We start from the raw sequence: 12,170 nt of genomic DNA on the forward strand, positions 1-12,170 counted from the left end.
GTTACATTCCGAACCCGGAAGCTAAGCCTCACAGCGCCGATGGTACTGCAGGGGGGACCCTGTGGGAGAGTAGGACGCCGCCGAACAATCATTGAGAAAGCCCCCGCCGGGAAACCAGCGGGGGCTTTCTGCGTTTAGGGTCCTTGTATGAGTGACACGGGTGCGGAGAAATACACGGTTCGCTTCATACACGCGGAGGAATGGCCTGCGGTGAAAGAGCTGCGGCTGGCCTCATTGCAGGATCCCATGGCCCACGTCGCCTTTCTGGAGACGTACGAGCAGGCCAAAGGCAAGCCTGATTCCTTCTGGCAGGAGCGGGCCGCCGGCGGTGCCGAAGGGGCACGCGGGGTGCGGCAGATCATCGCCGAACGGGCGGACGGGACATGGGTCGGGTCCGTCACCGTACTGATCGAGGAAGCCGGGTCCACGGACTGGGCCGGGATGCCCGTGGAACGGCAGCAGGGCCATCTCGTCGGGGTGTACGTGCGGCCTGAGGAGCGGGGACGTGGGCTCACCGAGCGGCTTTTCGACGCTGCCGTGGAGTGGGCCTGGAGCCGCCAGGTGGAACGGGTTCGGTTGATCGTCCACGAGGAGAATCCGCGGGCTCAGGCGTTCTACCGCAAGGTGGGGTTCAGGCCGAGCGGGCGGACTGTGCCGGTGGCCGGGCATGGCGGGCAGTCCGAGTTGGAGTTCGTGCTCGACCGTGCGCTAGACCGGTAGCTCGGCGTGAGGCCAGCGGGCTCGGGCCTGCTCGCGGGAGCGGAGGAGGGCCAGTGTCGGCAGGCCCCGGTCCGTTCCGGTGGCGAGGAGGTCGGGCAGCTGGGGCAGCGGGGCCACGGCGGCCACGTCGTCGAGGACCAGGGTGAGTGGTGGGTCGAGGCGGCCGGAGGATGACCGTTCGGCCACGCGCCGGCCGCGCTCGACCACGCTTGAGGCGAGGGCCGTCAACAGCGGCATGGCGGAAGGGTTCGCCTTCGGGTCCTCGATGGGGTCGCCGACCACATAGAGCGTTCCCCCCTCGTGCACAAAGGAATCCAGGACCAGCGAGTCCGCTCGGTTCGGCGTGCAGGATTCCCGGACGTTGACCGTGGAGAGCGCCGAGAGCGCACGAGCCGTCAGAGCCTGGGCGATGTCCCGGCGTTCGGGGTGGGACGTGAGGGCCGACTCCAGTTCGCCCGCGGAGCCGGCCGCCGCCTTCGCGTTCGTACGGAGGATGCGTACGGCTTCCTGGACGTTCGTGCCCTGGGCCCAGCGGTGGAGGTGGCGGACGGTGCGGGAATCTATCGCCGCGGCGTGCAGATAGCTGCGGAGGAGGGTCTCCGCCGCGTCGGTCACTGCCTGGTCGATCTTGGCCGTGGGGCGGATCGGGGCGAGGAGGGCCGTGGCGCGGGCCGCCGCGGTGGGCTTGTCCTCGCAGCCGGAGATGGGGGACCAGTGGAGGCGGGCCGGAGTGTCGCAGCGGTGCGCCGGGTCGTAGAGGAGGACCGGACCCAGCTTCGCCCGGGCGTCCTTGGTGTCCGACCAGAGGACGGGGTCGGAGGTGACGACCAGGGCCGGGCCCTCGGCGTCACGTACCGCCTGGATGGCGGCGGGGCGACGGGTCTCCGCGCCGCCGAGGAGCAGAGCGGGGGTGGGCCGCACGCCCGCCGGCTTCCCGTCGGCCGGGAAGGGGGCCCCAGGGACTCCTGCCCTCGTCGGCAGGGAGGGCGCGGGGGCGGGAACTGGAGGGGCGGGCTGTGCCGTCGCGGCCGGAGTAACAGGGGCGGCCGGGGCGGGCGGAGCAGCGGGGGCGGCTCCTTGGGCGGCGCTCGTCTCGTAGGCGATGTCCGTCCCGGCGGTCACCGTCTCGCGTTCCGTGCCCGTGCCCGGGGGCGTCGCGAAGGGAACCGGGGCCGGGTCGGCGCCGGGGAGGGGAGCGGTGCCGTTCCTCGGTTCCGGGACCGGGGGTGTCGGGACCTGGGTGTGGGGCGGGAGAGGTGCCGGCTGGGCCCCGGCCTGTGCTCGTGCCGCCTTCTCCCTGGCGCGGACGGCTCTCCAGCGGGCCAGGGTGCCCGTGATGAAGACCGTGAGGACGAGCAGGATCATCAGCTGGCCGATGAGGAGGCCCCAGAAGAGGCCGTAGCCGGAGAGCTGGGCGGCCGGGGTGTCGGGCCAGGCGGCCGGGAGGTCCTGCGGGGCCGAGACCAGGCTGCGTACGGCCAGGGGCGTGCGCGTGAACGTGACGCGGTCCGGCCAGGCGCCGTGTGCGAACAGGCCGGCCAGGCCGGTCGCGGACCAGACGAGCAGGGTGAGGCCGACAAGGAAACCGAGGACGGCGATCAGCAGCCCGTCGGGGATGCCGCCTCCGCCCTGCTGGGGGTGCCGGTGTCGGTCGTCTGGTCTCATCGCACGCCGCCGTTCACGCCGTCTCCTCCTGCGCCGTTCACGCCCGTCCCTCGCCGGTACGGTTCGCTCGTCCGCCCGTACCGGCTCGTCCCTCGCTCGCTCAGGCCACCGTGGACTCGGAGGAGCCGTAGCCGTCGACGTCGCTCAGATGCTCCACGAACGCGGCGGCCCGTTGCTCGGCCTCCAGTTCGGCGGCGCGCAGGGCGTCGTCGTCCAGGAGGTGGTCGTCGGAGGACTCGGTCATGGCGCGGTCGGTGAAGACGAGGGGGCGTTCCGTCTCGGTGATCAGGTGTTTGACGACCTGGACGTTGCCGTTGACGTCCCAGACCGCGATGCCCGGGGTGAGGGTCGGGATGATCTCCACCGCCCAGCGGGGGAGGCCGAGGACACGGCCCGTGGCGCGGGCCTCGTCCGCCTTCTGGGCGTAGATCGTCCTCGTCGACGCCATCTTGAGGATGGCGGCCGCTTCCTTCGCCGCCGCTCCGTCGATGACGTCGGAGAGATGGTGGACGACCGCGACGAACGACAGACCGAGGCGTCGGCCGAACTTCAGCAGGCGCTGGAAGAGCTGGGCCACGAAGGGACTGTTGATGATGTGCCAGGCCTCCTCGACCAGGAAGATGCGCTTCTTCCGGTCGGGGCGGATCCAGGTGTGCTCCAGCCAGACACCGACGATCGCCATGAGGATGGGCATGGCGATGGAGTTGCGGTCGATGTGGGAGAGGTCGAAGACGATGAGCGGGGCGTCGAGGTCGATGCCCACCGTCGTCGGGCCGTCGAACATGCCGCGGAGGTCACCGTCGACGAGGCGGTCCAGGACCAGGGCCACGTCCAGGCCCCACGCCCGTACGTCGTCTATGGCGACGTTCATCGCCTCCGCGGACTCCGGCTCGGGGTGGCGGAGCTGCTCGACGATGTCGGTGAGGACCGGCTGGCGTTCGACGATGGTCTCGTTGACGTAGGCGTGCGCGACCTTCAGGGCGAAGCCGGAACGCTCGTCCAGGCCGTGGCCCATCGCCACCTCGATGATCGTCCGGAGCAGCGCGAGCTGGCCCGTGGTGGTGATCGACGGGTCGAGGGGGTTGAGGCGGATCCCGTGGTCGAGGGCGGCCGTGGGGTCCAGGCGGATGGGAGTTATCCCCAGCTCCTGCGCGATGAGGTTCCACTCGCCGACGCCGTCCTCGCCCTGGGCGTCGAGGACGACGACCTGGCGGTCGCGGAAGCGCAGCTGGCGCAGGACGTACGTCTTCTCCAGGGCCGACTTGCCGTTGCCGGACTCGCCGAGGACGAGCCAGTGCGGGGCGGGCAGCTGCTGGCCGTAGAGCTGGAAGGGGTCGTAGATGTAGCCCTTGCCGGAGTAGACCTCGCGGCCGATGATCACGCCTGAGTCGCCGAGGCCGGGCGCGGCGGTCGGCAGGTAGACCGCCTGGGCCTGGCCGGTGGACGTACGCACCGGGAGGCGGGTCGTCTCGACCTTGCCGAAGAGGAAGGACGTGAAGGCGTCGGTGAGGACGGACAGCGGGTCCCGCATGGCCCTACCTTCGGATTCCGGTGGCGAACGGGAGGGTGTTGACGAAGGACCGGTGGTGCTCGCGGTCGCACCACTCCAGCTTCAGGTACGACTTTCCGGCGGAGGCCCTTATGGTCCGCTTGTCGCGGGCGAGGGCCTCGGGGGAGCGGGACGAGACGGTGATGTAGCCGACGAGGTTGACGCCGGCGGCGCCGCTGGCCAGGTCCTCGCCGCGCTGGTCGAGGCGGGAGTGGGAGGCTACGTCGCGCGGGTCGACCGTGCGGTTCATCTTGGCGGCGCGGGACGCCTCCGCCTCGTCGTTGGTCTTCTCCGTGAGCATGCGCTCGATGGCGACCTCGGTCGGCTCCAGGTCCATGGTGACGGCGACCGTGCGGATCACGTCGGGGGTGTGGACGAGGAGGGGCGCGAGGAAGTTCACGCCGACCGGGGTCATCGGCCACTCCTTCACCCAGGCGGTGGCGTGGCACCAGGGGGCGCGGGTGGAGGACTCGCGGGTCTTGGCCTGGAGGAAGTCCGGTTCCGTCGCGTCCAGTTCGGCCGGCCAGGCGTTGCGCTTGGTCATGGCCTGGATGTGGTCGATCGGGTGGTCCGGGTCGTACATGGAGTGGATCAGGGAGGAGAGGCGGCCCTGGCCGAGGGGCTGCCGGACGCGGATGTCGGCCTCCTGGAGGCGCGAGCAGATGTCCGTCAGCTCACGGGCCATGACGACGGCGAGGCCGGCGTCCTTGTCGAGCTTGCGGCCCTGGGGGCGGGCGGCGCGGGCCATGGCGTGCGCCTCGGCGGCCAGTTCGCGGGTGTAGTGCATGCAGGCGACCAGGTACGCGCGGTGCTGCTCGCTGCTCGTGGACACCATGGACTGGAGCTGGTCGTACGACTGCCGCAGCCAGGCCGGGGAGCGGTCGTCGCCGCGCTGGGCGACGTCCTTGGCGTGGGCGTCCGGGTCCGCGGGCAGGGTGCGCGCGAGCATCTGGAGGCGGGTGACGAAGCCGTCGCCGTTGGCCACGTGCTTGAGGAGGGTGCCGAAGCGGTCGACGAGGGCTTCCTGGTCCTCGGAGTCGCGCAGGCCGACGCCGGGGCCCTCGATCTCGATGGCGGCGGTGACGGTCCTGCGGTCGGCGTGCAGCAGGACGGCGATCTCGTCCGGGCCGAACGGGGCGGCGAGCCAGGTGATGCGGCCGATGCCCGGCGGGGGGCCGACCTCGACCTCACGGCCGTCGAGGCTGGTGCCGGCCTCCATGGCGGCGGAGCGGTAGGTGGCGCCGCGGCGGACCGTCCGCTTGTAGCTGCGGTTGATCTCGAACCACTTGTAGAAGGTGCGCCGCTTGTACGGCACGTAGACCGCGGCGAGCGCCAGCATCGGGAAACCCGTCAGCAGGGCGATGCGCGGGACGAGCACCGGGACGAGGAGACCGCACATCATGCCGAGGAACGCGCCCGCGATGATGAGCGCGATCTCGCCGGACTCGCGGTTCCGGCCGATGATCGCGTTCGGCCGGGCACGGCCGATCAGATATGTACGGCGGGGCGTGACCGGATGGGACAGGTGGGACTCGGTCGTCAACGCCCTTCACCTCCCGTGCGGTTGCTGTTGCGGGTGTTACTGGCGTGGGGGGTGTTGGTGGGGCTCGTGCGGGGTGGGGGTGCGGCGGAGGGGACAGTTCCGCCGCCGCCCGCGCGTGAGCTGTGGGCGGCCACGCCACCGGAGACGGGGTTGGCGGGCCGGGGCCCGCCTCCGCCTCCGCCGCTGTTGTTGTCGGCCCGGGTGCTGTGGGTCTTGATGCCCTGGGCGACGAGGGTGGCGGGAGAGCTGATGACGGCGGCGGCCTTGCTTTCGGCGCCGCTCATCAGTCGGTTGTTGCGGGAGTTGGCGATCTCGTCGCCGAAGCCGGGGACGAAGCGGTAGATCATCGCCGAGGCGAAGATGGCCAGGAGGATGATCGCGAGGCCGGAGACGACGGCGGAGAAGGCGTCGGGGCCGTCGTCGGAGGAGAGGGCGCCGGCGAGGCCGAGGACGATCACGATGACGGGCTTGATGAGGATGACCGCGATCATGATGCCGGCCCAGCGGCGGACGTGGCCCCACAGGTTCTTGTCGACCAGGCCGGCGTAGACGACGGTGCCGAGGAGGGCGCCGACGTAGAGCAGGGCGGCGCGGATGACGAGCTCCAACCAGAGGACGCCGGCGGCGAGGATGGAGACGAGGGAGACGACGATGAGCATGATGGGCCCGCCGCCGATGTCCTCGCCCTTCTTGAGGGCGCCGGAGAACGTGCCGAAGAACGTGTCCGTCTGGTCGCCGGTGGCCTTGGCGAGGACCTCGGTGACTCCGTCGGTCGCCGAGACGATCGTGTAGAGGATCAGGGGGGTGAAGGCGGAGGCCAGGACGGTGAGCCAGAGGAAGCCGACGGCTTCCGACAGGGCAGTGGTGAGGGGGACGCCTCGTACGGCCCGCTTGGCGACCGCGAGCAGCCACAGGACGAGCGTGAGGATCGTCGACGCGGCGAAGACGACCGCGTACTGCTGGAGGAACTTGGGGTTCGTGAAGTCGACGTTCGCGGTCTCGTTGACGGCGGCGGACAGCTTGTCGATGGTCCAGGACGCGGCGTCGGCGCAGCCTTGGGCCAGGGAGGAGAGGGGGTCGAGGGTGCCGGTGATCTTGTCGGGGACGGTACTGGTGTCGCCCTTGTCGCCGGATTCTCGTTCGCAGTAGTCCTTGGCGGGGCCGGAGATCAGAGAGCAGGGGTCATTGCTCGACGAGGGGGAGGGCGAAGGGTCGGGTGCGGCGAAGGCACGGGTCGCCAGAAGGCTGGCGCTGACCTGGATGGCCGCCACAGCACCGGTGAGCGTGACTGCGCGACGCGGGCTACCGGGCATACGTGAACCCTCCGAACTCCTCGACCGCCTTGCCGATCTCGTCGGCTCCGGAGACCGGATCGTCTGCGTTGACGGGGGTCGGGCCGGTCTTCTGACTGGTCTCCATGACCTTCCAGTCACCGTCGGCCCACTTCAGCTTCAGGGTCACGGTGAACCAGCCGTTGGTCACCGGATTGGTGGTGTTCTCTCCGGTGAGGCCGAACAGGCTGTTGCACCAGACCTCGACCGTGGCGGCGTCAGAGTTGTACGACGTTGCCTTGGCGCCCACTGGGAGGGTGCGGTTGACGAAGGTGCTCCCCGACGGCGCGCTGCCGTCGTCGTTGAGGCCGAGCGTCTTCAAGAACGCGGCGGAGTAGTCGTCGTCGAATCCGGTTTGGAGGCGCTGCAAGGCATCCGGAGCAGCGATGGTTGCGACGATCTGGTGCCGCTCGGCGCTGTTGAACATGCCGTCCGAGCCCAGCGCGGCGGTGTAGTTGGTCGCCGCGCTCTGCGCACCCTGCTCGCTCCGCGCGTACCCCGTGGGGATACCTGCGGTCTTCGACTTCACCGGCCGCTCGCCCGAGGCCGCCGTAGGGGCCGTCTCCGGCTTGTCCCCGGTCGATGTCCCGTCCGTCGTGTCGTCGTTTCCTCGGTTCGCGAAGGCGATTGCGGCGATGAGGAGGACGATGACGCCGACGATGGTGACGAGGCTTCTGGAGGAGGAGCGGGGGCGGCGGGGGGCGCCGCCGTAGGGGTCGCTGGCGCGGTCGGGGAGTCGGGTGCGGGTCTGGCCGGTGCCGGCGTACCCCCCGTACGTCCCGTCGTCTGTGCCGCGCGAGGACTCGCCGTAGCCGTGGTCGTCGCCGAGACTCATGCCGCGTTCGCCCCTTCAACTTCGACGCCGTACGTGGACGCGTACGAAAACGCGTGGCAATACGACGGTAGCCGCGCTGGTTCCCGCGCGGGCGCGGTGTGGTGACTCGACATCAGGGAGACGCAACCTCAGCCGGTGGGCACGACGGACGGGTGGGGTAGTGGGGGACCGGAAAGCGGGCGAGCCCGGCCGGGACGTGGCCGGACCGCGGTGCTACACGGCCATGCCGTACACGATGGTGAAGAGCGTGCCCAGTGAACCGATGATGAAGACGCCGGTGAGACCGGCGATGATGAGGCCCTTGCCCTGTTCGGCGCTGAACGTGTCGCGCAGGGCGGTCGCGCCGATGCGCTGTTTGGCCGCGCCCCAGATGGCGATGCCCAGGCAGAGGAGGATGGCGACCGCCATCACGACCTCGATCATCACGCGTGCCTCGTTGCCCAGGCTGCCGAAAGGCCCCCAGTCCGGGGCGATTCCGCCGATGATGGTGGTGATGTCGCCCTTGTCGGCCGCAATGAACATGTAAGTCACCGCCCCTAGTGGGTAGTTCCGCTGGCTCTGCATCGCGTCCGGCTCGGCGTCCGCGCTGCGCCCCTGGCGCGGGTGCGCAGAGGTCGGGCCCATTCTCGCTGACAATGACGCTGTCGTATGTCGACTTGGCGTCATTGATTGGCGGGTTTCGTACGTATCCCTTGCTTCCGGCCTGCGTGGGACCCTAACGGGGGACGCGGAGCGGTACACGAAGGGTCGTATAGTCACTCTGTGTATCACGACAGGTTACGCCGGGCAACGAGGTTAAACCGGAACCTGTGGTGTGGTTCCGTCGTTAGTCCCCTTTTTCCGGGTGGTTCGGCCTGGTGGGGCCGGTGGTGGTGAAGCAGCCGGTCCGGTCCCGCTTCTGACGGGGTGTCGGTCCGGTGTTCGCCGGGTTTCGAGTGTGCCTGATGTGGACGCAAGGGGCGCGCCCGGGGCGGGGGTGTCCGGGCGGCCGCGCTCAGAAGGGGCGGGCCGCCTTCAGGAGGCGCGGCGGGAGGTACGGGGTGGTGACGTGTGTCGTCCATCCCCGGCGGTGGGCGTGGCAGGTCAGGGCCAGGATGTCGAGGTTGAGGGCGGCGTCGGTGGTGTTGGCGTGGTCGGCCACCCGGTGGTGGTCGCGGTGGGCCTCCAGGGCATCCAGCAGGGCCAGGTTGAAGCTCTCCTCGTCGCCCTCGACGAGCTGGGAGAAGAGGATCGCGGGCGGTGGGAAGAAGCCCCAGTCCCTGGCCTTGCCGTGGTCGTGCAGGGCCCGCTCCGTGACGGGCTCGGGGTCCTCGCCCCGCAGGTAGGTGAGCAGGGCCTCGCGGTAGGAGGCGAAGGCGGAGTCGTCCTGGGCGAGGCGGGCGGGGCCGGCGAGGACGAGCGGGGCCAGGTGCTCGCGTACGCCGGTGATCAGGGCCAGGTTGACGGCGGTGTGCCAGGCGCCCGGTCCGGCCTGGTCCCCGTGGTACGCCGGGTAGACGAGGCGCCGGCCGTCGATCGTGACCTCGACGTCCGTGCCGGGGGCGGCGAGCGTGGTGCGGAAGAGGGCGGCGCCCATCTCGGCGGCGAGGCGCAGATGGGCGAGCTGCCCGTCCGTGACGTCGGCGGAGTGCGAGGCGCGGGCCTTGAAGAGGATCTCCTGGTAGCCGACGGCCCACGCCAGCTTCGCCGGTGACAGGGGCTTGCCGGGCACCGGGGTGAAGGCTTCCCGCGTGTACTGCTCGTAGTCGGCCTCGCTGGCCGGATGGATCGGCTGAGGGTTCCCCGGGCGTTCGAACACCACCGGTCCGGCGGCCAGTTCGGCGACCGCGTCCCGGCGCCTGTCGCGGCCGAAACCCCGCACCCGCGGGCCGGGCGCCGTGAAGCCGGTGACCAGGGCGTGCGGCAGGTAGTCGGTGTCGAGGGGCGGCGGCCAGCCCTCCCTGCGGTGGGCCAGGGCCGCCAGGGCCAGGGGGAGGAGGGGCAGCAGGGTGGCGGGGCTGGTGACCGGGCCGGAGAGGGCGCTGTACGGCCGGAGCAGTGCCGCCAGATGGGTGCCGAAGGCGGACCGGTCGCCGCTCGCCAGGGCGTGCAGGGCGTGCAGGGCCGTGGTGTGGGGGTGCCGCAGGAGGCCCTGGGCGCCGCCGGTCATGTGGTCCAGGGAGTGGATCCGGGCGTACGCGGCGTCGAGCGCGGCGAGGACGTCCGCCCGGGTGGGCGGGTGGGCGGCGGAGTCGTCCCCGGTGTCGCCGATGACGTACGCCATGAAGCCGCTGATCAGTTCGACCGAGGGGAGGCCCGCGCCGCCTTCCCGGGCGGCCTCGCGGGCGAAGTGGAAGGCCTCGCCGTGCCGTTCGGCCTTGTCGGAGAGGACGGCCAGGCAGAAGGAGTCGAGCCAGCGGTGCGGGGTGGTCGGGGCCGGTGCCTCGGGGTGGCCCGGTTCGGGCTCGTAGTCCCGGCCGAAGTTCACGTAGTTGAGGAAGACCTGGAAGCGGTTGTGCGGGTGGTACACGGTGTACGCGACCGCGCCGGCCGCCGCCTCGGTGGCGTCGTCGAGGACGGCCTTGGCCTCCGGGACGTCGAGGTCGGGGTTCTGCAGGGAGAGGGCGGCCAGGTACTCCACGAGCCGGTCCGAGATCCACCACCACTCGTGGGCCGTCATGGCGCCGGCCCTCGACATCGACCAGACCTCTCCGACGATCCGGTTGTGGAAGCCCTCGCGAACCGCGGATATCGCCGCCGCGTCGACCTGGTGGCGTTCTCTGCGCACTGCTGTCCCGCTCCCCATGGAAGTGATCTTGTTCGCCAGCCTAGGCCGACCTCGGCGCTTGAGGGAGGCTCGGCGGATGGGGCGAGGCCCGGAGGCAGGCCCGAGGGAGCGGTTTCGGCCACCTGGACGGGGTCGCGGGCAGCAGGGGTTTCGGACGGTGGAAGGGGCGTGGGTGGGAGAGGGCGAGCAGGAGGCCGTACGGGCGTTCCTGGCCGGGGTGCGGGTCGGTGAGGTGCTGGGCGGGGTCGTCGCGGAGGTGACGTCCCGTGGGGCGGCCGTGGTGCTGGACGGGTTCCCGTCGCGTCCGCTCGGGGCGGTGGGGGCGCTGGATCTGACGTGGGGGCCGCGGGCGGAGGCGGGCCTGGTGGTGGGGCGGCGGGTGACGGGTGAGGTGATCGGGGTCGATCCGGGCCGGGGTGAGGTGCGGATGTCGACGGCGGCCACCCGACACCCGCTGCTCTGGCGGTTTCTGAGAGGGCTTCGGGCCGGGCGGGTGCTGAGCGGCACGGTCGCCTCGATCGAGAGCTTCGGCGTGTTCGTGGCGCTGGACGAGGGGCCGGCGCATCCGATCCACCCCGGCGTCGGGTTCGTCACCTTCCCCGAGCTCTCCTGGCGGTACTTCGACGACCCCGCGGACGTCGTACGGGTCGGGGAGCGGGTGTCCGGCGCCTTCCTGCACTTCGACACCAGCAACGGCGAGGCCCGGCTGTCCTTGCGGTCGCTGCTGCCGGACCCGTTCCAGGAGTTCGCCGACGCGGTCGCGGTGGGGCAGGAGCTGCGCGGGCGGGTCACCAAGGCGGTCCCGTTCGGGGTGTTCGTCGAGGTCGCCGACGGGGTCCAGGGGCTCGTCCGGCCGCCGAACGGGCCCGCGACCGAGCACCCGGCGGTTCCCGAGAGGGTCGGGGCGGAGGGGGAGGAGGTGACGGTGGCCGTCGTCGAGGTCGACCGGGAGCGGCGGACGCTTCTGCTGTCCCGGGTGCCGGCGCCGGGCGAGCCGGGCGGCGCACCCGGTTCCGGGCGCCCGCCTACTCGGCGGTGACGACGCGTTCGACCGCGGCGGTCACCAGCTGCTCCCGCTCGGCCTCCGAGAAGACGTCGGGGAGGGTGAGCTGTTCGACGATCAGCCAGTTCAGGGTGAGCATCAGGAGCTTGACGGCCATGGCGTCGCCGGGGAGGCCGGACGCCTCGTGGTAGGCGACGTTGGCGTCGACGTCGGCGCGGACGCGTTCGGTGAGGACCTTGCGCAGTTCGGGTCGGCGGGTCGCCTCCAGGCGGAGTTCGAGCAGGGCGAGGTAGCCGGTGCGGAAGGAGGCGACGCGGCCGACGAGTTCGCGCATCAGCTCCACGTACGTCTCCCGGTCGCGGCCGGCGGCCCGCTGGCGGGCGATCGTGGCCTCGTCGGGCTGGAGCCGCTCGTAGACGCGGGCGCCGGCCTGGGTGAGCAGGTCGTCGCGGTTGGCGAAGTAGTTGGACGCGGTGCCGCCCGGGACGGCGGCCTCGGCGTCCACCGCGCGGAAGGTGAGACCGCGGGCGCCTTCCCTGGCCAGGACCTCGATCGCCGCGTCGACGAGGGCGGCGCGGCGCTGGTCGTTCCGTCTCACCATCACACCACTCCATGCGTAGTACTACGTGCGGGACGCTTCAGTAGAGTACTGCGCGGGAGGGGCGCGCCGTGTACCTAGGGGGTGCCCGGCGCCTCGGCCGCGCCCGGCGTCTCGGCTGCCGCCGGTGCCGGGTCCGCAGCCGGTGTCTCGACCGAC

10 protein-coding genes and 1 rRNA gene are annotated in these 12,170 nt (G+C 71.2%); 3 read left to right on the forward strand and 8 right to left on the reverse strand.

All coding sequences use genetic code 11. The annotated features are described in order from the left end of the window. Together rrf and ACZ4Z3_RS37735 are read left to right on the forward strand one after the other, a co-directional pair. Nucleotides 1-86: ribosomal RNA gene (gene rrf / locus ACZ4Z3_RS37730) — 5S ribosomal RNA — on the forward strand; the annotation flags it as partial. Between the two features lie 61 nt (nt 87-147). Further along, entirely contained in the window at nt 148-720 is a 573-nt protein-coding gene (locus tag ACZ4Z3_RS37735) for a GNAT family N-acetyltransferase (RefSeq protein ID WP_468505295.1), read from the forward strand. Here ACZ4Z3_RS37735 and ACZ4Z3_RS37740 read toward each other — a convergent pair. The 7 genes from ACZ4Z3_RS37740 to ACZ4Z3_RS37770 all read right to left on the reverse strand — a co-directional run bounded on the left by ACZ4Z3_RS37740 (nt 709) and on the right by ACZ4Z3_RS37770 (nt 10,410). Further along, complete coding sequence (locus ACZ4Z3_RS37740) at nt 709-2,385, reverse strand: type IV secretory system conjugative DNA transfer family protein (protein ID WP_468505296.1); 1,677 nt, start codon at nt 2,383-2,385, stop codon at nt 709-711. The two genes, ACZ4Z3_RS37735 and ACZ4Z3_RS37740, sit on opposite strands and share 12 nt — an antisense overlap. Nucleotides 2,386-2,485: 100 nt before the next feature. Next, complete coding sequence (locus ACZ4Z3_RS37745; protein WP_468505297.1) at nt 2,486-3,916, reverse strand: ATP-binding protein; 1,431 nt, start codon at nt 3,914-3,916, stop codon at nt 2,486-2,488. Between the two features lie 4 nt (nt 3,917-3,920). Continuing rightward, nucleotides 3,921-5,477, reverse strand: coding sequence for an SCO6880 family protein (locus ACZ4Z3_RS37750; protein ID WP_468505298.1), 1,557 nt, complete (start codon nt 5,475-5,477; stop codon nt 3,921-3,923). Beyond that, nucleotides 5,474-6,790, reverse strand: coding sequence for a hypothetical protein (locus ACZ4Z3_RS37755; RefSeq protein ID WP_468505299.1), 1,317 nt, complete (start codon nt 6,788-6,790; stop codon nt 5,474-5,476). The genes ACZ4Z3_RS37750 and ACZ4Z3_RS37755 overlap by 4 nt, the downstream gene beginning before the upstream one ends. Then, nucleotides 6,780-7,643, reverse strand: coding sequence for a DUF8175 domain-containg protein (locus ACZ4Z3_RS37760; RefSeq protein ID WP_468505300.1), 864 nt, complete (start codon nt 7,641-7,643; stop codon nt 6,780-6,782). Before ACZ4Z3_RS37760 ends, ACZ4Z3_RS37755 begins: the two co-directional genes overlap by 11 nt. A gap of 213 nt (nt 7,644-7,856) precedes the next feature. Next, on the reverse strand, nt 7,857-8,165 hold the full coding sequence (locus tag ACZ4Z3_RS37765; protein ID WP_055519934.1) for a hypothetical protein: 309 nt from the start codon (nt 8,163-8,165) through the stop codon (nt 7,857-7,859). Between the two features lie 472 nt (nt 8,166-8,637). After that, nucleotides 8,638-10,410, reverse strand: a complete 1,773-nt coding sequence (locus ACZ4Z3_RS37770) for an immunity 49 family protein (RefSeq protein WP_468505301.1) — start codon at nt 10,408-10,410, stop codon at nt 8,638-8,640. 172 nt (nt 10,411-10,582) lie between these two features. Between ACZ4Z3_RS37770 and ACZ4Z3_RS37775 the strand changes: the two genes are divergently transcribed. Then, nucleotides 10,583-11,449 (forward strand): S1 RNA-binding domain-containing protein, encoded by an 867-nt coding sequence (locus tag ACZ4Z3_RS37775; protein WP_468505302.1) that lies wholly within the window; start codon nt 10,583-10,585, stop codon nt 11,447-11,449. Here ACZ4Z3_RS37775 and ACZ4Z3_RS37780 read toward each other — a convergent pair. Then, nucleotides 11,436-12,014, reverse strand: a complete 579-nt coding sequence (locus ACZ4Z3_RS37780; protein ID WP_468505303.1) for a TetR/AcrR family transcriptional regulator — start codon at nt 12,012-12,014, stop codon at nt 11,436-11,438. The genes ACZ4Z3_RS37775 and ACZ4Z3_RS37780 overlap by 14 nt on opposite strands. Nucleotides 12,015-12,170 lie beyond the last annotated feature (156 nt).

This window comes from Streptomyces sp. NPDC030296 (assembly GCF_055572815.1).

Bases quoted from the DNA above. Each gene is read 5' to 3' on its own strand.
- ACZ4Z3_RS37735 (WP_468505295.1), top strand. From the start codon at position 148: ATGAGTGACACGGGTGCGGAGAAATACACGGTTCGCTTCATACACGCG.
- ACZ4Z3_RS37740 (WP_468505296.1), bottom strand. From the start codon at position 2,385: ATGAGACCAGACGACCGACACCGGCACCCCCAGCAGGGCGGAGGCGGC.
- ACZ4Z3_RS37745 (WP_468505297.1), bottom strand. From the start codon at position 3,916: ATGCGGGACCCGCTGTCCGTCCTCACCGACGCCTTCACGTCCTTCCTC.
- ACZ4Z3_RS37755 (WP_468505299.1), bottom strand. From the start codon at position 6,790: ATGCCCGGTAGCCCGCGTCGCGCAGTCACGCTCACCGGTGCTGTGGCG.
- ACZ4Z3_RS37760 (WP_468505300.1), bottom strand. From the start codon at position 7,643: ATGAGTCTCGGCGACGACCACGGCTACGGCGAGTCCTCGCGCGGCACA.
- ACZ4Z3_RS37765 (WP_055519934.1), bottom strand. From the start codon at position 8,165: ATGTTCATTGCGGCCGACAAGGGCGACATCACCACCATCATCGGCGGA.
- ACZ4Z3_RS37780 (WP_468505303.1), bottom strand. From the start codon at position 12,014: ATGGTGAGACGGAACGACCAGCGCCGCGCCGCCCTCGTCGACGCGGCG.